The 19,160-nt window shown below is 72.7% G+C and carries 15 protein-coding genes and 1 tRNA gene; 12 read left to right on the top strand and 4 right to left on the bottom strand.

The window, feature by feature from the left end; all coding sequences use genetic code 11:
* The first annotated feature begins 57 nt into the window (after nt 1-57).
* The gene (locus AB852_RS13565) at nt 58-5,184 is read left to right on the top strand and encodes a PAS domain-containing protein (protein ID WP_079184569.1); all 5,127 of its coding nucleotides are present in this window, start codon (nt 58-60) and stop codon (nt 5,182-5,184) included.
* Nucleotides 5,185-5,286: 102 nt separating this feature from the next.
* Here the strand turns inward: AB852_RS13565 and AB852_RS13560 are convergent, their stop codons facing one another.
* Nucleotides 5,287-6,924 carry a long-chain fatty acid--CoA ligase gene (locus AB852_RS13560; protein WP_073787884.1) on the bottom strand — a complete coding sequence of 546 codons (1,638 nt, stop codon included), beginning with the start codon at nt 6,922-6,924 and terminating at the stop codon, nt 5,287-5,289.
* A gap of 589 nt (nt 6,925-7,513) precedes the next feature.
* Between AB852_RS13560 and AB852_RS13555 the strand changes: the two genes are divergently transcribed.
* A complete protein-coding gene (locus AB852_RS13555) occupies nt 7,514-8,116 on the top strand; it encodes a SigE family RNA polymerase sigma factor (protein WP_237543069.1) in 603 nt (200 codons plus the stop codon).
* A 394-nt stretch (nt 8,117-8,510) separates the two neighbouring features.
* Here the strand turns inward: AB852_RS13555 and AB852_RS13550 are convergent, their stop codons facing one another.
* The 3 genes from AB852_RS13550 to AB852_RS39725 form a co-directional block, all read right to left on the bottom strand.
* Nucleotides 8,511-8,822 carry a hypothetical protein gene (locus tag AB852_RS13550; protein ID WP_073787408.1) on the bottom strand — a complete coding sequence of 104 codons (312 nt, stop codon included), beginning with the start codon at nt 8,820-8,822 and terminating at the stop codon, nt 8,511-8,513.
* Between the two features lie 403 nt (nt 8,823-9,225).
* The gene (locus AB852_RS13545) at nt 9,226-9,891 is read right to left on the bottom strand and encodes a histone deacetylase (protein ID WP_073787406.1); all 666 of its coding nucleotides are present in this window, start codon (nt 9,889-9,891) and stop codon (nt 9,226-9,228) included.
* Nucleotides 9,892-9,973: 82 nt separating this feature from the next.
* Nucleotides 9,974-10,074, bottom strand: a tRNA-OTHER gene (locus tag AB852_RS39725).
* An 88-nt stretch (nt 10,075-10,162) separates the two neighbouring features.
* On the opposite strand from AB852_RS39725, the gene AB852_RS13540 reads away from it, so the two are divergent.
* The 10 genes from AB852_RS13540 to AB852_RS13495 all read left to right on the top strand — a co-directional run bounded on the left by AB852_RS13540 (nt 10,163) and on the right by AB852_RS13495 (nt 18,913).
* Nucleotides 10,163-10,582: a TIGR03668 family PPOX class F420-dependent oxidoreductase gene (locus tag AB852_RS13540; RefSeq protein ID WP_073787404.1), complete on the top strand. Its 420-nt coding sequence runs from the start codon at nt 10,163-10,165 to the stop codon at nt 10,580-10,582.
* 65 nt (nt 10,583-10,647) lie between these two features.
* On the top strand, nt 10,648-11,433 hold the full coding sequence (locus AB852_RS13535) for a GntR family transcriptional regulator (RefSeq protein WP_073787402.1): 786 nt from the start codon (nt 10,648-10,650) through the stop codon (nt 11,431-11,433).
* Nucleotides 11,434-12,481: 1,048 nt separating this feature from the next.
* Nucleotides 12,482-12,952 carry a DUF3307 domain-containing protein gene (locus AB852_RS13530; RefSeq protein ID WP_073787400.1) on the top strand — a complete coding sequence of 157 codons (471 nt, stop codon included), beginning with the start codon at nt 12,482-12,484 and terminating at the stop codon, nt 12,950-12,952.
* An 85-nt stretch (nt 12,953-13,037) separates the two neighbouring features.
* Nucleotides 13,038-13,277 (top strand): DUF6284 family protein, encoded by a 240-nt coding sequence (locus AB852_RS13525; protein WP_073787398.1) that lies wholly within the window; start codon nt 13,038-13,040, stop codon nt 13,275-13,277.
* Complete coding sequence (locus AB852_RS13520; protein WP_143201224.1) at nt 13,274-13,471, top strand: hypothetical protein; 198 nt, start codon at nt 13,274-13,276, stop codon at nt 13,469-13,471. Before AB852_RS13525 ends, AB852_RS13520 begins: the two co-directional genes overlap by 4 nt.
* Nucleotides 13,468-14,319 (top strand): protein spdB, encoded by an 852-nt coding sequence (locus AB852_RS13515; RefSeq protein ID WP_073787394.1) that lies wholly within the window; start codon nt 13,468-13,470, stop codon nt 14,317-14,319. Before AB852_RS13520 ends, AB852_RS13515 begins: the two co-directional genes overlap by 4 nt.
* Nucleotides 14,319-14,645, top strand: coding sequence for an RRQRL motif-containing zinc-binding protein (locus AB852_RS13510; protein ID WP_073787392.1), 327 nt, complete (start codon nt 14,319-14,321; stop codon nt 14,643-14,645). Before AB852_RS13515 ends, AB852_RS13510 begins: the two co-directional genes overlap by 1 nt.
* A 9-nt stretch (nt 14,646-14,654) precedes the next feature.
* Nucleotides 14,655-14,912, top strand: coding sequence for a hypothetical protein (locus AB852_RS13505; protein WP_073787390.1), 258 nt, complete (start codon nt 14,655-14,657; stop codon nt 14,910-14,912).
* 210 nt (nt 14,913-15,122) lie between these two features.
* Nucleotides 15,123-16,793: a hypothetical protein gene (locus AB852_RS39720; protein WP_073787388.1), complete on the top strand. Its 1,671-nt coding sequence runs from the start codon at nt 15,123-15,125 to the stop codon at nt 16,791-16,793.
* Complete coding sequence (locus AB852_RS13495; RefSeq protein WP_245876740.1) at nt 16,790-18,913, top strand: hypothetical protein; 2,124 nt, start codon at nt 16,790-16,792, stop codon at nt 18,911-18,913. The genes AB852_RS39720 and AB852_RS13495 overlap by 4 nt, the downstream gene beginning before the upstream one ends.
* Nucleotides 18,914-19,160: the final 247 nt, after the last annotated feature.

Below are 19,160 nucleotides of genomic sequence, written 5' to 3'. Positions count from 1 at the left end.
GCGCGGCAAGATGGCCTTCGCGGCCGGCAAGATGCGGTAACAGGGAGGAAGCGTCTCGTGAGCAGCAGGCCATCCCGAGGCGCTGCTCGCCTCGCAGCCATACTCGACGCGCTCCCGGACGCGTTGGTACTGGTCAACGCCAATGGAACGGTGGTCAACGCCAACACCATCGCGCTGGAGGCATTCGAAGCGCCGGGCACCGCGCTGGTCGGCCGGGGGCTGCTCGATCTGCTGCCGGAGTTCGACTCACGGCTGATCCCCGGCTCGATGCGGCGGCCGGAGAGCCCCGACCCCCGGGGGCGTACCAAGCCGAAGCGGATGACCGCCCGGCGCACCGACGGCAGCGAGTTCCCGGTCGAGGTCACATCCGCGAATCTGGAGAACGGCCAACAGGCGTACGACGGCCACGGCTACACCGGTGACGAGCTGCTCATGCTGGTCGTCCGCGACCTTTCCGGCACCGTGGACACCGAAGCGGAGCTGGCGCGTTCGCAACGCCAGACCGAGATGATCCTGCGGGCCGCCTCCGAGGGAGTCGTCGGCACCGACCTCGACGGGCGGATCGTGCTCGTCAACCCGGCCGCCGCACAGATCCTCGGCTACCGGGCCAACGAGCTGGGCGGCAAGGAGCTGCACACCCTCGTCCTGCACTCGCGTGCCGACGGCGAACCGTTCCCGTACGAGGGCTCACCACTCGCGGACACCCTCAAGTCCGGTCGCAAGCACCGGGTGCGCGGGCAGGTCCTCTGGTCCAAGAAGGGCACACAGGTCTCCGTCGACCTGACGACCGCGCCCGTACGGGACGGGGACCAGCTCGTCGGCGCGGTCATGACCTTCACCGACCGCCGCCCCTACGACGCGCTCATCGAGGAGAAGGACGGGCTGGTCCGCGACCACGCCTCCGCCCTCGAACGGCTCGACGCGGAGCACGGCGCGGAGGTCGGGCGGCTGGCCGACGAGCACACCGCCGCGCTCGACGAACTCGCCGAGCGGCACGCGGAGGAGATCGCCACCGAGAAGGACCGGTACGCGGCCCTCGCCGAACGCGAGAAGGACCGGTACGAGGCCCAGGGCGCGCGGTACGAGCAGCTGCTCGCCGTGCTCGACGGATCGCTGCGGGGACCGCTGGACGAGCTGCGCCACGAACTGGCCGGACTCGCGGCCGACGACGCCGGGCAGTTGTGGCCCGAGGCGAACCAGATCCTGCACCACCTCGCGGCCGGGTACTCCCGGATCACGACCCTGGTCGACAACGTGCTGCGGTACCAGCGGCTCGACCGGGGCAGCGAGAGCCTGGCGCGCAGGCCCGCGATGCTCGACGCGGTCGTGGCGGCCGGTGTCGAGGGCGCGGTGGAGCTGATCGGCCCGGGACGCGCCCAGTTCGCGGTGCACGCCCCGCCCATCGAGGCCGAGGTCGACCCGGAGCGGCTGGCGACGGCGCTGGCGCATCTGGTCGCGGATGTCGCGGGCGTCGACTCCACGGGCAACGCCCCGGTCGCCGCGAACGGCTACATGGACTCCACGATCGTCGTGGCCGCCGCGCAGCGCGGGGAGGGCGTCCGCATCGAGGTGCGCGGCCCCTACGCGGGTGGTGACCCCGTCCACGAGCCGATCGTGCGCGGCATCGTCCGTGCCCATGGCGGGGTGCTCCAGACGCACGAGGTCCCCGGGATGAGCGGCAGCGCGTACGTCCTTGAGGTGCCGATCGGCGGCGGGGCCGGTGCGATGACCGGCGCACGGCCCGGTACGGACCGGTCTGCCGATGCCGACGGCCAGGACGCGTACGCGGACGGTCCCGACGCGTACGCGGGCGACCAGGACTCGTACGGGGATGACCAGGACTCGTACGCGGGCGACCAGGACGCCTACCCGGACGGTCAGGACGCCTACCCCGACGGTCAGGACGCCTACCCCGACGGTCAGGACGGGTATCCGGACGGCCAGGGCGGGTACGCGGGCGGTCCGGACGGCACCGACGGGTCCGGTACGGACGGTGAGGGGACCCGTGGCGGGCGGCGCGCCCGGCGGGGCTCGACGGACGCGTTCCTGGAGGGCTTCCGTCCCGTGGGTTCCACGGGTCAGGCCGACTTCGGCGACGACGGCACGGAGGGCGGCGCCGACGGCGCCGCCGGGGCGCCCACCGGACGGCGGCGCGGCCGGCGGGCCGACGAGCAGACGGCGGACGCGGCGCCCGAGCCCACCGGGCCGGTGCCGCCCGCCAGGGCCATCGGAGCCGCCGCGGCGGGCGGCGGGAACGGTACGGGCCGCAGGCGCGGCCGGCCGAGCCCGGCCGAGGGCGCCGTGGTGGCGTCCGGCGAGGCCGGTCCCCCGGGACCCGCGGGGCTCGGACAGGTGCCGCCCGGCGGCGTACCGGTCGATCAGGGCGCGGCCGGCGGCGGACCGGGCGGGCGGCAGGTCCGTCCCGACGGCGGGCAGATGGCGTTGCCCGCCGGTCCCGGCGCGGGTCCGCGGAACGCGTACGGCCAGGGTGCGGGCGCTCCGGCGCTGCCCTCCGGGGCACGGCCCGTCGATCCGGCGGGCATGCCCCGGGGCGGGTCCGGACAGGTCCAGCAGGACGGACGGCGGGCGCGGCGGGCGTTGGCACCCGCGAACGAGCGGGGCGCCGCGGCGGACGCGGGCGGCGGTCCCCGGTCCGCCTTCGCGCTGCCTCCGGCGGAGGCGGACCGGGCCGTGCCCGGCGCTGCCACGCAGTACGCCCACGGCGGTCAGGGCCAGGCAGGCGAGGCGGCGGCCGGTCGGCCCGGCTTCCCCGGCGGGCACGGGCAGTCGGGCCCGGGCGGCGGTCCTCCCGGACCGTTCCCGAGGTCACTCCAGGGCGGCGGCCACGAGCCGGACGCACATGGGCGGGTCGGACGGGTCGGCCCCGACGGACACGGTCAGGCACCGCGCGCCGGCGGGTTCGCCGGAGGCGGGGCGCAGCGGCCGACCGCGCCGCACGACCCGGTCGCCGACGAGCACACCCCGCCCCAGCCCCACCCCACGGAACAGCCCACCGGTCGCCGCAGGGCCATGGGCGCGGGAGCGGGAGCGGGCGCGGCGGATTCGCGGACGGGTCCGGCCACAGGTCCGTCGACGGGTCCGGGCGGCCCAGGCGGTGCCGGTCATGGCATGCCCGGAGCCGGGATGCCTGACGGTCCCGCGATGCCGGGCGGTCCCGGGATGCCTGGTGGCGGACCGGGTGCGCCTGGTTCGCCTGAGGGAACCGAAGTACCCGGTGGACCCGGCGCACCTGGTGGACCCGCCGTACCTGGTGGACCCGCCGTACCCGGTGGACGCGGCGGTCCCGGTGGACGCGGCGGTCCCGGTGGACGCGGCGGTCCCGGTGCCGCCGCCGGTGCCCCCGTCTCCCCGCAGGGCGTACCGCCGCAGCCGGTGCCCGTGCCGGGTGGCGCGCCGCAGGGGCACCCCGGTCAGGGGGCCGGGGCGAACGCGCCCGCGCACCATGCCGCCCCCGGCTTCCCGAACGCGGAAGCCTCTCCGCAGGGCGTTCCCGGTGCGGGCACCCCGCCCGACGGGTTCCCCGCCCAGGGCGCGCCCGTCGGTGCCCCGGGCCATGCGCCGCAGGGGCAGTTCCCCCCGCCGCCGCAGGTCCCGCCCGCGCGGGCCGTCCCGCGTCAGGGTCAGGCCCCGTACCCCGGCGAGACCCACCCGGCGGGCACCGACGGTCAGGGCATCCCGGCGCAGGCCGGACCGCCCCAGCCGCCGCGGCCTCCGCATTCCCCGCAGGCACCCCAGCAGCTTCCGCAGAGGCGGACCGGGCAGACCGGGCAGCAGCCGGACGGGTCCGGGCAGCAGCCAGGGGTTCCGCACGGCGGTCCCGTTCCTCCGGCGCGCGCGGGCCGTCCCGGTCAGCCCGGTCAGCCTGCCCCGGCCGACCCGCACGGGCAGCCGCCGCACCACGCTCCGCCCGCCCGGCCCACCACGGCCTGGGGCGGTCCCGTGCCCGGTGGACCGCTGCCTCCGCAGCGGATGGCCGCGCAGGACGGACAGCCCCAGGGTGTCCACCCGGACGGCACCCCGTACGACCCGGACTCCACCCAGGGGCGGGCCTTCAGCGTGCGCACCCTCGGGCAGGGCGTACCCGTGGCACGGCCCGCCGGTGATGCGCAGGGCGGCTCCGGCGGCCAGGGCTCGCTCGGTGGGGGCGCCGGAGGTTCGGGGCGGCGGCGGAAGCTCGGCACCCGGCCGGACACCGGTCCCGAGCAGCCCGAACCGACGGCACGGCCGCTTCCCGTACCGCCGCAGCAGGCACCGGGGCGGCAGCCCGGGCCGGGGTCGTCGTCCCAGGCGCGGCTCGCAGCCGCGACGGCCGGGGCCGGCCGGTCGTACGCCATAGGGGCGCCGGACCAGGACGCCGACGAGGGGCCCGAGCCGCTGGACGGTCCGGGCGGGGCGGTGGAGGTCTCCGACCAGCCGCATCCCCGGCCGATGGACGACGAATTGCCGCCGGAGCCGCTGGACAATCCGCGTCGGCTGCTGGTGTGGCCCGCCCCGGACGTGAGCACCCAGCAGGCGTTGAGCGACCGTGGCTACCGTCCGGTGATCGTGCACTCGCGTGAGGAGGTCGACGCGCAGATCGCCGCCTTCCCGGCCGCGCTGTTCGTCGATCCGCTGACGGGACCGATCACCCGGACCGCGCTCCAGTCGCTGCGGACGGCCGCGGTCGCCGCCGAGGTGCCGGTCCTGGTCACGGCCGGGCTCGGTCAGGCGACACGGGAGGCCGCGTACGGCGCCGATCCGGCTGTGCTGCTCAAGGCCCTGGCGCCCCGGGACAGCGAGCAGCATCCGCCGCGCGTCCTCCTGATCGAGGAGCACCCCGAGATCGCGCTCGCGCTGACATCGACGCTGGAGCGGCGCGGTATGCAGGTCGCCCAGGCCGCCAACGACGCGGACGCGGTGGCCCTGGCCTCGCAGATGCGACCGAACCTCGTGGTGATGGATCTGATGCAGGTCCGGCGCCGACGCGCCGGGATCGTGGACTGGCTCCGGGCGAACGGCCAGTTGAACCGTACGCCGCTCGTCGTCTACACCGCCGCGGTCGACCGGACCGAACTGCCACGGCTCGCCGCCGGTGAGACCGTGCTGTTCCTCGCGGAACGGTCGACCAGCCCCGAGGTCCAGGACCGCATCGTGGATCTGCTCGCCCGGATCGGCACCAATTGAGTTTCACGTGAAACGCCCGGGTGGGTGTGTTTCACGTGAATCACACCCACCCGGGCGTACCGGACGGATGATTCACGTGAAACACGCGACCGTCGGGCCGGGTCAGAGCTGGGTGACGTCCAGACCGCCATCCGCGTACTGCTTGCGGATGACCTTCTTGTCGAACTTGCCGACGCTCGTCTTGGGCACCGCCGCGACCAGGCTCCATCGCTCCGGCAACTGCCACTTGGCGACCTTCCCCGCGAGGAAGACGCGGAGCGTCTCGAAGTCGGCGGTGGCGCCTTCGGCGAGGACGACCGTGGCGAGGGGACGCTCGCCCCACTTGTCGTCGGGAACGGCCACGACCGCGGCTTCGACCACCTCCGGGTGGGCCATCAGCGCGTTCTCCAGCTCCACGGAGGAGATCCACTCGCCGCCGGACTTGATGACGTCCTTGGCGCGGTCGGTGAGAGTGAGGAAGCCGTCGTGGCTGATGGTGCCGACATCGCCGGTCTTCAGCCAGCCGTCCTCGCTGAACTTGTCGGCCGGTCGCTGCGGCTCCCCGCCGGGCCCGCCGTAGTACGCGGCGGCTATCCAGGGGCCGCGGACCTCCAGTTCCCCGGCGGACGCGCCGTCCCAGGGCTGGGTCCTGCCGTCGGGCCCGCGGAGCCTCGCCTCGACACCGCTCGGGAACCGGCCCTGGGTGACGCGGTAGGCGAACTCCTCGTCGGTGCCGACCGCCGCGGCCGGGGGCCGTGCGGTGGTCCCGAGAGGGGAGGTCTCGGTCATGCCCCAGGCGTGGCAGACGCGCATACCGAGCGTGTCGAACGCCTCCATCAGCGCGGGCGGGCAGGCCGCGCCGCCGATGGTGACCTGGGCGAGGGAGGAGACGTCACGGGGGCGGGCGGTCAGCTCGGCGAGCAGGCCCTGCCAGATGGTGGGGACGGCCGCGGCATGGGTGGGGCGCTCGGACTCGATCATCTCGGCGAGCGGGCCGGGCTGGAGGAAGCGGTCCGGCATGAGCAGATTGATCCCGGTCATGAACGTCGCGTGGGGAAGACCCCAGGCGTTCACATGGAACTGGGGGACGACCACCAGGCTGGTGTCCGCGTCGGTCAGCCCCATCGACTGGGCCATGTTCATCTGCATCGAGTGCAGATAGACCGAACGATGGGAGTAGACGACCCCCTTGGGATCACCCGTGGTCCCCGAGGTGTAACACATCGCGGCGGCCTGCCGTTCGTCCAGCTCCGGCCAGTCGCAGTCGGCCGGTCTGCCGGCTATCAGCTCCTCGTACTCATGGACCCGCGGAGCGACACCCGCGAGGGCGGAGCGGTCGCCGGGGCCGGAGACGACGACATGCTCGACGGTCTTCAGATGCGGCAGCAGCGGTACGAGCAGGGGGAGCAGCGAACCGTTGACGATGATGACGCGGTCGGCGGCGTGGTTCGCGACCCAGACGAGCTGTTCCGGGGGGAGCCGGAGGTTCAGGGTGTGCAGGACCGCCCCCATGGACGGGACGGCGAAGTACGCCTCGACGTGTTCGGCGTTGTTCCACATGAGTGTCGCCACACGGTCGTCGTCCTGGACGCCGAGTTCGTCGCGCAGCGCGTGGGCCAGCTGAGCGGTCCGCTCCCCGACCTCGGCGAACGACCGCCGGTGCGGTTCGGCTTCCCCGGTCCAGGTGATCACCTGGGAGGAACCGTAGATCGTCGCCCCATGGCGAAGAATCCGGGAGATCAGGAGCGGTACATCCTGCATGGTGCTCAGCACGGGGGCCTCCGGAGTGGGTACGGCGGTGCGGTGCGGGTTCCAGCCTGCGGGCGTGGTGCGGAATGTGCGCGGTGCGGCTTCCGGCCTGCGGGGCATGGTGGGGATGTGCGCGGTGCGTGTCGCGATTCTGCGGCCGTACCGGGCGGTATGTCACTACCCGCCGGGACACTTGTCCGCCCGGTACGGCATCGGCCTCCCACGTACGCCCGAGGTACGACCCAGGTATGACCGCGGATCCGGGGGGAGCTGTTCGGGGCATGGGTGCGGGAGCGGGCCGGGGGGTACGGATGGGACGGCGACACGGGGTTCAGGGGCAGGCCGACGGCCCAGGAGCGCTCTTCGGACGGCGCGGTACCGGCTGCCGACCCCGGGCCGGGGTTCTCAGGGCTGTACCCCGAGGGGGCGTGCACCGGTCTCCACCTCCAGTAGGTGGGGGCACCACCGCTCCTACAACCTGAGGCGGACACGGCTTCGGGACCTGCGGCCGATCCGCTGAGGCGGGGGTCGAACCTAGCGTGTAGCCATGACCGCAACCATCGCGCCTATCTGCACCAGCGCATCGACACACGTGGCACCGATGACCACGGTTCACGCGGCCCCGACCCGGGTTCCGGGCGTGACACCGTCCGGCACCACGACCTCGGTCCCGGCCCAGGGCGGCTCGGCCCCCGCTCCGGCGACCCATCTGACGTACCCCTCCTTCGCCTCGTACGTCCGCGCCCGCGGGCCCGTTCTGCTGCGTACCGCCAGGTCGCTGACGGCGAACCCGAGCGACGCCGAGGACCTGCTCCAGACCGCCCTCACGAAGACGTATGTCGCGTGGGACCGGATCGTGGACCACCGTGCCCTCGACGGCTATGTACGCCGCGCCCTGGTGAACACGCGGACGTCGCAGTGGCGCAAGCGCAAGGTCGACGAGTTCGCCTGCGAGGAGCTGCCCGAGCCGGAGACCGTCCCGCTGAGCGACCCGGCGGAACAGCAGGCGCTGCGGGACGCGATGTGGCGCGCGATCATGAAGCTTCCGGCCCGCCAGCGGGCCATGGTCGTACTGCGGTACTACGAGGATCTGAGCGAGGCCCAGACCGCGGCGGTGCTCGGTGTGTCGATCGGGACGGTCAAGAGCGCGGTGTCCCGTGCGCTGGGCAAGCTGCGCGAGGACCCCGAGCTGATCGCGGCCTGACAGCCGACCGCCGCCGGTCCCCCGCCCGGCGCGGCCCGACAGCCGATGCCGCAGGTCCCGCCCCCGCCCGGCCCAGTTCGGCGCGCGGACCGGTCCCGTGCCGGACCGGATCCCGTCGCCCCGCCGGGTAGGCCCATGTCCGCTGTCAGCCGTCAGTTGTTCACGGGCTCGGCGGTTCGCCGCTGTCACGACCAGGGAACGGGCGTCGTTCGCACAACCGCCCTACGTACGCGCACCCGTGCCCGATGCACCGCCCCGGACGCAGAAACGTCTGTGCGGCGGTGCCGAAGCACCGCCGCACAGATGATCACGCCACCCATGGAGCCGCCGTCGTGAGGCGGACCCGACCTAGAAGCTCACCTCACCCCGGAACGGATTCATCGGGGCGGACCGCTCAGAAGAGGTCGACGAAGTTGACCGCCACGGACTTGTGGGACTGGTCGATCGCGGTGAAGGCGGAACCGTTCACCTGCGCGGTGCTGTTCAGGTTCGAGGCGCCGTCACCGACGGCCTGCTGCTGCGTGGTGGAGGAGTTGCCGAGGTTGTGGCCACCGACACCACCGCCGGAGATGGCCGCCACGGCGGCGTTCGATCCGTCGTTCGCGAAGGACCCGTTGTCGGCGACGGCCGTACCCGAGAAGAGGGCGGCGGCCAAGGGCAGAGCGGCGGCAGCGGCGACAACGCGGGCGGTACGGATACGTGCCATTTCCATGTCCTCCATAAGAAAAGTACGGGCCGGTGCGGGCACCGGAAAGTACGTCTGTACCCGGGCAGTTGGCCGGCTGCCGCAGGTGGATCACAACGTCGCGAGACCAGAGTTGCCCAGCGGATGCCCGGCGAACCAGGCGGGAAGCCCTGATTCCCTCGCAAGCGTGAGGACAAGTCGATAAACACCCTGAGGGGCTCAAACCCCTCGGAACGCCGACCTCTGCCCTGAAAACCCTTGGGACACAACAGACGAAGCGTTTCCGCACATTCTTGGAGAATCGTTACACCTCACCCCACCGCCACCTCGGCCCCGAACGTCCGTACGGAACACACGGGATCAGCGTGGATCGGCTGGGGATCAGCGCGGGATCAGCCTGAGACCACTCGGGATCAGCTCGGGATCAGCTCGGGATCAGGGCGGCGATCTCCCCGGCCGTCCAGTGCCCGGCCGCGCCCGGCGCCGCGGCCAGATAGCGGGCCACGGTGTCCGCATTCCACGCGCCGGTCTCCAGGAGTCCCGCGGCGAGATGCCGCAGATACGGGCCGGACGGCTTCGTCACCTCGACCTCGCGGGCACGCCACGGCGCCGTGAACGTCAGCACCGGGACATCGTCGAGGTACCCGGGGCAGACCAGGGTCTCGTAGCGGCCGGGCCCGAGCGCGGCCCGTCCCGTGGTCAGCACCTCGGTGAGATCGAGGTCCGTACCGGGCGGCCGGTACATCTCCTGGGCCGCCACATCGGAGAACTGCCCGGCCGTGACGAGATGGGCGCGCCCCCACAGCACGCCCTCGGCTTCCGGGTCGTGGAAGGCCCGGCCGCCGGTCCAGGTGGGCGAGAGGGTCGCGAAGTACAGCGCGCCCGGCAACAGCACCGGGACGGACCGCTCCGGCGGGCGGGGGTCACGGCACCCCGGACAACCGCGCGCGGCTCCCGGCGGCCGTCCGCCGGTGAGGTAGTACCGGAACCGCTCCATGTTCATGTTCGACCCGTACGACGCGTACCAGACCCGGGGGACGGACACGTCGGGACGGGCCGGACGCGCGGTCGGACGATGGGCGCGGCTCATGGTCACTCCCGGCACCGGCTACGCGCAAGGGGTGCCCCTGGTCCGGGACACCCCTTGTACGCGGCTACTTCTCTGACCTCTGCGGAGACGGTGGGATTTGAACCCACGGTGACATCGCTGCCACGACGGTTTTCAAGACCGCCTCCGAGATGAGTACAGATGGGGCTCTGACCAGGGTATTCCGCTGGAGCGCGCTACGGATGGCTCTTCCTGGCCCGTGTATGGCCCATGAGGGGCTGGCCCCGGCTCTCAGATGGGGTACGACTGAGCCATGCAGCTCTCCGAGTCAGAAGCCCGCCGGCGGTTCGCATCCGCACGCGTCCTCCGACTAGCGACCGCCGACGAAGAGGGGACGCCCCACGTGGTCCCAGCCACGTTCGCGGTACAGGGGGATGTCGTGGCCATCGCGGTGGATCAGAAGCCCAAGCGTCACCAGAATCTCCGGCGTCTGAGGAACATCACCGCGAACGACCATGTGAGTCTGCTCGTGGACGAGTATCACGACGACTGGACCCGGCTTTGGTGGGTGCGGGCCGACGGCTCGGGCCGAGTCTTGGAAGACGACAAGCGCAACGCGCCACTGGACTGGTTGGCAAGCAAGTATCCGCAGTACGCCGAGACCCGGCCCGACGGGCCAGTCATCGAGATCACGGTGACGCGCTGGTCAGGCTGGTCCTACACAACGTCCTGAGCCGGGGAATGGGCCAGGGCCGCAGTACGCTTACTTGGGTATTCAAGCCAGGGTAGGAGAAGCCCATGTCTGAGCAGACCCCCAAGCTCCCGCCCTTCCGGCAGTACGCCGACGCACTGCGTGACGACATCGGCCGGGAGGCACTGAAGGCTGGCGACAAGATCCCCTCAGAGAACCAGTTGGCCGAGCGGTTCAACACCACGCGCGCGACGATCCGGAAGGCCATCGCGCTGCTGCGCTCTGAGGGGCTGGTCGTCTCGCACCAGGGGAAGGGCGCCTTCGTCCGCCCGCGTCCGCAGGTGCGCATGCTGGGCGCCGGCGCCAACTACCGGGCCCGCCGGGCGACCGGCATGTCCAACTTCAACGCCGAGGCCGCGGCCCAGGGGCAGCGCGCCGTTCAGCACATCCGGGACGTGTCAGAAGTGCCGGCACCGCCAGAGATCGCCGAGCTGCTTGGAGTCGAGCGGGACACACCGGTCGTCGTACGGCGACGCCTGTTCACCGTGGACGAAGAGCCGATGCAGTTCGTTGACGGGTACTACTCGACGCAGCTCGCGAACGGTACTGCGATCGCAGTGCCGCGTCGCATTCGCGGTGGCGTGCACGCTGTCATCGAGGACCCCGACGGACCCATCAAACGCCGAGTCGCCCGGTTCGTTGAGGATCTGGACATCCGGATGCCAAGTCCCACCGAGGCCGACGACCTGCGCATCCCACCGGGCGTCCCGGTAGCTCGCGTTCTACGCACCGCGTACGACACCGATGGGCAACCGCTTGAGGTCCTGGACTCGCTGATCCCGTGCGACAGGCACATTTTTCGCTACGTGATCGAGGTCCCGGTATCAGCGTGATACGCCGCTGACCTAGGGCTTCACCACTCAGAAGACGAAGGACCACCCTCAACCCGGGGTGGTCCTTCGTCTTTCCATGCCCCGAGCTACTTGCATAACCAAGTTGAGGCTGACTACGGTACTTGCATAACCAAGTGGCGGAACCTTCGCCACCTGGTTCCGTGCGCCCGGAAGCCCTTCACAAGGGGGTCTAAGGAAGCGTCCGTTCGTTGAGAACTGAACAGCGTGTGATGAATGACGGGGTGGAAGTCCCCGTTCCTGTGGCGGCCGGGTAAGGGCCGTCGGCGGCACACCTTGCTCGTGTGACAGCTCTGGAGAACACCCGCGCGGATCATCCCTCCCTTGCGGGGAGGCCAACCGTGCATGGGTGCCACCTGCCACATGGCCGCCCTGCTGTCGCGTCAGAGCAGTGACGATGACGCCCCGGCCCCAGGGCCCGGGGCCCGCTGTCCGTGACAACGGCCGGCGGGTGAAGCCCTGTCCTGTCCGCTCGTTTCGAGAGGTTGGCAGATGACTCAGCGATGTACCGGGGCGCCCTCGTGCTGGACCGGCACGACCGGGTAGCCCACCGCGTCACCCCCTCACCTGCGGCCGTCCGGGAGTCCCCCGAACGGTGGCGGGCGGGTCCAGCACCGGTCGGTGCTGGCGGTTGCCTCCGTGGCCCGAACCCAGCGGGGTTCGGGCCACGTGCGGGGAGCTGAAGGCTCCAGAACAAGGCGGCCCCGGTCCGGTGTTCCAGCACCGGCCGGGGCCTTGACCACCTACCTGACACAAGCAGGGAGGCGATCCGGCATGGATCGTAGTCGTTTCGGCGCCCGGTGGGGCGTGTGCATGTATGAGGCCCGGACCTGTACCGCGTGCGGCGGTGCCCGCGGCGCGGTCGTCGTCACGGTGACCGGGGGTGTCCGGCGGGAGTCGTGGCGCCCGTGCCCGCCGTGCGGTGGGGCGGGGGTCCGGTGATGACCGAGGCCGAGCACGCCGAGCTGGCGCGCAAGCTCGCGGAGGCGAACAAGCGGTCGCAGGACGACGCCCGTGCACGGGGTGAGGGCTGATGGCCGCCACGTTCGCCGCTGTCTTCATCGCCCTGTACGTCGCCCACAGTGTGGGTGATCACTGGGTGCAGACCTCGCACCAGGCCGCGCACAAGGGCGCGGCGGGGTGGGCGGGCCGTCTGGCGGACGCCCGACACGTCGCCACCCTGACCGCCACGAAGGGCATCGTCCTGGCGCCGGTCGTCTGGCTGCTGGACCTGGACCTTTCGGTCCTCGGGCTGATGCTGGGGTTCGGGGTCGATGCGGTGACCCACTGGTGGGCCGACCGCCGCACCACCCTCGCCCGCCTGGCCGAGCTGACGGGGAAGGCCGAGTTCTACACCCTGGGCACCGGGGCTCACCCCGCGCACCCGGTCACCGCCCAGGGCGGACCGGCGGCGCATCTGGGGACCGGCGCCTACGCGCTCGACCAGTCCTGGCACCACGCGTGGCTGTTGATCGCCGCGCTGCTCATCACCACCGTCTGACCAACCCGTTCAAACGGCCGCGGCCCCGGTGTTCCAGCACCGGGGCCGCCTTTCGGGCCGTTCCACCTGAGAGGAATCACGACCCATGGCCACGGTACTGAAGATCGGCTCCGACGAGGGGCCGACGGCGTCCGAGCTGGACGCGATCGATGCCGAGATGCCGCTGATCCGGGCGGAGATCGACTACCTCGACGCGGTCATCAGCGTGCTGGACCGGGACCCGACCGAGGTGGACACGCGCCGTCTGCGGCGGGCCCGTCGCCGGGCGCTGGACGCCCGCCGCACCCTGGCCAACCGGACGATGGGACCGGGGGAAGCGGCATGAGCATGAGCACGCTGGCCGCGTTCGAGGCGGGGCGGGCCGCACTCGGGGTGCCGGACGGCTCGGCGGACGGCCGCTTCCAGAGCGACGGGCAGACGTGGGTGCTGACCGCGCGGGGCGAGTATGCGGGCGCCACGGTGGAGCTGACCGCCTACGCCGACACGGACCGTGTCGAGAGCCGTGGGGGTGGGTCGTGAACGCGCGGACGGTCGGTCCGGCGGTCGCCATGACGGCCGTGAGCATGGTCCTCACCCTGGCTGTGGTGGTGATGTGGCTGGGCGGGGCGATGCCGTGGCCGGTCGCCCTTGTCGTCGGTCTCGGTATCGACGGCGGATGGCTCGCCACCCTCGCCTACGAACGCCGCCTGGCCGCTCAAGGCGACCACAGCCATGCGGTGACCGCCACCGGCTGGGGTTTCGGGATGCTGGCGACGGGCGTGCTCGTGGCGCACGCGCTGGGTGAGGAGTCTCCCGGTGCGTGGCTGGCCGTCGCGTGGCTCCCCCTCGCCGCCAAGCTCCTGTGGATGATCCACGGGTTGTGGGAGCGGACCGCGCTCACCTCGTCCGCACTCGGAGCCATCCGGGGCATTCAGCAGGAAGCGCGCGACGAAGCGGCCGTGGCCCGCGCCCGGTTGCGGGCGGAGGCGGGCACCGAGGAGACCCGACTGACGGCCGTGACGCAGGCCGGTGCCCGCGTCGCCAAGGTTCAGGCCCGCACGGCCCGAACTCTGTCGCGTGCGTGGTCGGCACTGTCCGACACGCGGGACGGGGAGGACACGGGCAGGGCGCTGACCTGCGTGACGAGGGGCGTCACACCCGGCGTCACACCCGCCTGGACCCTCCCCGTCTGGGGACCCGTCGACCCCGTCCCCGCGCTGGAGGCTCCCGCGCTCACCAACGACCAGCTCGACCAGGTCGTTGACCAGATCCGTCACAGCGAGACCCCCGCCCTCTCCTACCGCGAGATGGCCGTCCGCTTCCGCGCCGCCGGGCACTCCGCCTCAGAGGTCCGGCTGCGGGCCGCCTGGAAGCGGGTGGCCGCGTGATGGGTGCTCTTCCCACCTACCCGTGGCGTCTGGCACCGGAGGGGCTGGCGACGCGCCGTCAGCTGAGGGCCATGGGCCTGCGCCCCGGCGGACAGGACGTCGCCGGGGAACTCCAGCGCCCCCGCCGTCGGCGGGGCCCGCTGGTCGCCCACCTGTACCGGGTCGACCTCGCCCTCCCGGTCCGGCCGATGACCTCCCGCCGGTGGGGCGCCCTCGCCCTGGCCATGCTCGCCCGCCGCACCTGCCCCGCCTGCGGACTCGACGCCGGATACGTCATCCCCCGCTCACTCGGCACCTGCGTGCCCTGCAACGACACCGACCGCTAGGAGACCGGCATGTTCGGAAAGAAGAAGGCCGCCGCCGCTGCTGCGGAGTGGAACCAGCGGGCCAAGGAGGCCGAGCGGAACGCGGACTGGGAGCGGGCCGATGCCACCGCCCGCGCGGAGGAGTGGGGCCGTCGGGCCCGCCTGTCCGCCGAGCGCGGTGTGACGGAGTCACAGGACCTCTCGATCCGCTACCGGGAGCACTACGTCCAGGTCGCCGCAGAGGCCGAGGCCCGGTCTCTCAACGCCAAGTACCGCCGCCGGGGCTGACCGGTTGCCCGATCCGACCGTCCCGTACGGGCGGTGAGAGGGCCCACTCCGCCACCCACCCCCAGGGGGAGCAGGGACAAGCCCCGGCCCGTCACTCATGGCCGCACCGTACGCGCGCATATCTGACCGACCACCGCACAGCCCCCGGGCGCTCGCTTTGGCCGGCCGCGCCCGGGGACTGCTGACACTCCCGAAGGGAGTACCACCAGCATGACCGACACGACGATCGCTCCGGTAGTGGCCCCGCAGGCCACCCCGGAAAGCCCGCCCCCGCAGACCCAGCAACCGCAACCCGCCCCCGCACCGGCCCCGTTGGCGCACACCCCGGGCGGCTGGCCAGTGCTGCCGCTGGCGGTGACCGGGGCGAATGCCACGACGACGCTGCTCGCCGCCGCCGCCCTGTCCGGTGGACCGGCCGCTCTCGCGGTGGCCACGACCGGCGCGGCCGTCCTCGGCGCGACCGTGGCCACCCGCACCCGCCGCAAGGCCACCACCCCCAAACCCCGCACCACCACCGCGTCCAAGACGCCCGCGCCGCCCGTGAAGGCGCCCCGGCCCGGTGGCGGCCGGGTACCGGCCCAGCCCCGCAAGACCAGCGCCGCAACGTCGGCCACGCCCCCCAGGCCGGGCAGCAGGTCCGCCGGGTCCGGTCCCAAGACCAGCGACCGCAAGACCAGTGTCCGCACCGGGCGCGGCAGGAGCACCGTCGGTGCCGGTCCGGCCGGGGCGGGCCGGGGCACCTCCCCGCTCCGTCCTTCCCGGGCCGGGGGACGCGGTGGGGCGGTTCGTCCGTCGTCCTCGGCTGCGGCCCGGACTCCGGCCGACGCCTCCCGCAGCACGCCCCGAAGTGGGGGCGGACGGTTGCGGGGGCGGTTGCGGCAGGTCCGGGCGGTGCGGGACGAGCAGCGGTCGGCGGCCGGGTCGCGGGCCGAGCGGCGTGCCGGGACGACCAAGGCCCGCCGGGCCGTCGCGGATGCCCGACGGGCGGCGAAGACCGACGCCCGCACCCGCAACGCGGCTTCCGGCACCGGCAAGGGCGTCGGCAAGGGGGCCGCAGGTCAGGCGGCAGGTCGGGTGCTGCGGCGGGCGGGCGGGGTCCGTTCCGCTGCGGTGGACCGCACACGGGCCGGGCGGGACCGCCGGATCGCCCGGCAGATCAGGGAGCGGCGGGCCGCGTTGCGGTCGGCGGTGGCCCGGCGGCGGACGCGCCGGGCGTTGCGGCGGTCGGCGGTGCGGTTCCGGGGGCGCCGTCTGCTAGCCGCGCTGCTGGCGGCGGTCCTCGGCATCGTCGGGATGATCACCACCCCGCTGGGCCGCAAGCTCGGCTGGCAGTGGCTCCAGCACCCCGGCCGGCGCCTGTACGCGCGGCTGCTCCGCACCGCCCTGGCCGAGCGCGCCGGGCGGGACGCGGCTGTCCTCGCCGCCGCCGAGGAAGCCGACAAGGACGAGAACGAAGACGAGGAAATCGGGGACCGGGCGGAGCGTCCGGCCGGTCCGGTACCCAGCACACCCACCGAGGGAGACGGCATGTCCGATTCCGGATTCAACTTCGAGGAGCACGCGGCGGAGATGGAGAACGCCGCGCAGCAGTACGACCCCGACTCCGCGATGGAGATCCTCGCCATGGTCGAGGCCCTGCCCGTCGCGCTGACGTCGGTGGCGAACGTGATGCGCATCCTCGCCGAGCGCTCCGACTCCGAGTTCCCGCTGGAGAAGGTCGTCGCGGACGGCTTCGACGCCATCTACGGGGCGCTGATGAGCACGGTCGCGGTCGCGGAGGACCTGGGGCCGCTGTTCCGGGAGGCCCACGAACAGGACATCGCCCGCCACGAGGACCCCCGCAACGGCCCGGAGGCCGAGAAAGGCTGGAACGTCTCATGACCGACACCACCGCACACACCGCCAAGCCCACCACCACCAGCAAGCCCAAGGCAGGCAAGGCGCCGAAGGCGGGCAGGGGGCCGGTGTGGGACTGGGCGGCCGGTCACGGACCGGTGACCGGTGCCCTGTCCGCCACCACCGGAGCGCTCGCCGTCGCCACCACAGGGGCCGCGACCGGTATGCCCCCGCACTGGGCACTGGCCGTCGGCGCCGCCGGGGCCGTCGGCCACACCGCCACCGGCCTGCGCGACCGGCTCGCGGCCCGCACCCTCGGGATGCGGGCCGCAGTCTGGCTGGCCGGCGCGGGCTGGACCGCCTGGGCCATGACCACCGGCCCCCTCACCTGGACCGCCCTCGGCACCCTCGCCACCCTCGGCGTCGGCATCGGCGCCGCCGCCCGCTCCACCCTCCTGCACGAGGAAGCCCGCGAGCTGGAGTCACTGGCCGCAGCCGACCGGCAGGTCGCCCGCGAACTGTCGGCGGAGCGCCGGGCGGTCGCCGCGGAATGGGTGGACCGGGTCCAGCGGGTTTGCGGGATCACCCTCACCGTCCTCGCGGTCGAGATGTGGCCCACCGGCACCGGCTTCACCATCGACGCCGAACTCCCCGCCGGCGGCATCACCTACGACCGGATCGCGAAGGAATCCACCCGCCTCTCCGCGGACGCCCGCCTCCCCCACGGCTGCACCGCCACCGCCACCCAGGGCACCCACCAGGGACGCGTCCTCATCGACGTCACCACCGTCAACGTGCTGGCCGGGGAGATCGAGTACCCCACCGACTACAGCCCTCTGTCGATCCACACCGGCCTGCCCTGGGGCGTCCGCACGGACGGCCGCGAGGTCCGTGCCTTCCTGCGCGAGCAGTGCGCCCTGATCGTGGGTCCGACAGGGTCGGGCAAGACGAACTTCGTCCACGATGTCCTCGCGTCGTTCGCCCGTGCCAGGGACATGCTGACGTGGGTCATCGACCTGAACGCGGGATCGGCCGGCCTCCCCTGGGTCCGCCCCGCCCTCAGCGCGAGCGGTGACGGGGAGCCGGTGCGGCCGGGGATCGACTGGCTCGCCGCCTCCTACGACGAGGCGATGCTGATGCTCGACGCGGCGGTCGCGGTCGGCAAGCACCGCAAGATCGCCTACCAGGACCTCATGGCCAAGGCGAACACCGACCTGCTGCCCATCTCCGAGCGGATTCCGCAGATCATGGTCGTGATCGACGAGGGAGCAGAAATCCTCGCCAGCAACGACCCGAAGATGCGCAAGCTCGCGGCGAAGATCCTGGAAGTCATCCGCCTCCTGCGCGCCATGGGCATCCGCACCGTCCTCACCGCCCTCGGCGCCACCGGCTCCGTCCTCGGCAACCTCATGATCCGCCGGGAGGCCAAGACCCGCGTCTGCCTGACCGGAGGCGAGGTCGAGGGCATGGACCTGTCCAAGGTCTTCCCCGGCACACGCGGCCTCAAGGTCACCCAGGCGCCGTACAAGGGCGCGGGATTCATGGGCACGCCGGAATCCCCGGCGGGACTGTTCAAAGCGTGGCGGATCAAGCCGAACCAGATCGCGGACATCGTCCACGCCACCTCCGTACTGCACCCGCGGCTGGACGACGTGTCGGCCAAGGCCGCAGGCACGGCCTACGCCCGGCGCTGGGACCCTAGCCGCACCGCATGGATGCACGACGGCACCACCACCCCCGGCACGGCCCCCGACCACCACCGGCCCACCGCCGGGCCGGGGCTCAACCTGTCCGCCCACCGCCGGACCGGGACACCGCACCCCGACGAGGACGCGACCGTCCAGGCGTTCATGGACCAGATCGAGCAGCAGTTCGGAACCGCCCCCGAACCTGCCCCGACCACACCCGACCAACCGCCCGCCGCAGGACTCAACCTGTCGGCGCTGCGGGACGAGCGGGAGCAGGGGCCCGCGTGGCTGCCCTCCGTGCTGGAGACGATCAAAGCGGGCGGAGCGGACGGGGTGAAGCCGTCCGCCATCGCGGAGCAGGCCGGCAAGGACCGCAAGACCGTGCGCGCAGCCCTTCAGGCCGCGGTCGAACGCGGCGAGCTGGTCTACCGGGACAACGGCCCGCACTCCGTCTACGTCCACCCCGACCACGCCTGAACGCCTCCACACAGCGCTACTGAGTACTGGGTAGTGGGGAACGCCCCACTACCCAGTAACGGCCCCCAGTGGGGCGCACATCGCCCCTGAACAGGCATCCCCCACTGGGGACCCCACTACCCACTACCCAGTAAGCCCCACTAGATCAGTCACCCAACGTCACCCCTCCACGGCCGACACCAGACCCCGCCGACCCACGAGCAGTAGCAAAAACCGAGGGCGGCCCCCTCTCGCCAAAGAAGCGGGG

Origin of the sequence: Streptomyces uncialis (genome assembly GCF_001905345.1) — a bacterium.
GTDB classification, from domain to species: Bacteria; Actinomycetota; Actinomycetes; order Streptomycetales; family Streptomycetaceae; genus Streptomyces; species Streptomyces uncialis.
This window is presented reverse-complemented; position numbering and strand designations above follow the sequence as displayed.

Coding starts and splice junctions, on each gene's coding strand:
- AB852_RS13560 (WP_073787884.1), bottom strand. CDS start 6,924: ATGCAGGATGTACCGCTCCTGATCTCCCGGATTCTTCGCCATGGGGCG.
- AB852_RS13555 (WP_237543069.1), top strand. CDS start 7,514: ATGACCACGGTTCACGCGGCCCCGACCCGGGTTCCGGGCGTGACACCG.
- AB852_RS13550 (WP_073787408.1), bottom strand. CDS start 8,822: ATGGCACGTATCCGTACCGCCCGCGTTGTCGCCGCTGCCGCCGCTCTG.
- AB852_RS13545 (WP_073787406.1), bottom strand. CDS start 9,891: ATGAGCCGCGCCCATCGTCCGACCGCGCGTCCGGCCCGTCCCGACGTG.
- AB852_RS13540 (WP_073787404.1), top strand. CDS start 10,163: ATGCAGCTCTCCGAGTCAGAAGCCCGCCGGCGGTTCGCATCCGCACGC.
- AB852_RS13535 (WP_073787402.1), top strand. CDS start 10,648: ATGTCTGAGCAGACCCCCAAGCTCCCGCCCTTCCGGCAGTACGCCGAC.
- AB852_RS13525 (WP_073787398.1), top strand. CDS start 13,038: ATGGCCACGGTACTGAAGATCGGCTCCGACGAGGGGCCGACGGCGTCC.
- AB852_RS13520 (WP_143201224.1), top strand. CDS start 13,274: ATGAGCATGAGCACGCTGGCCGCGTTCGAGGCGGGGCGGGCCGCACTC.
- AB852_RS13510 (WP_073787392.1), top strand. CDS start 14,319: ATGGGTGCTCTTCCCACCTACCCGTGGCGTCTGGCACCGGAGGGGCTG.
- AB852_RS13505 (WP_073787390.1), top strand. CDS start 14,655: ATGTTCGGAAAGAAGAAGGCCGCCGCCGCTGCTGCGGAGTGGAACCAG.
- AB852_RS39720 (WP_073787388.1), top strand. CDS start 15,123: ATGACCGACACGACGATCGCTCCGGTAGTGGCCCCGCAGGCCACCCCG.
- AB852_RS13495 (WP_245876740.1), top strand. CDS start 16,790: ATGACCGACACCACCGCACACACCGCCAAGCCCACCACCACCAGCAAG.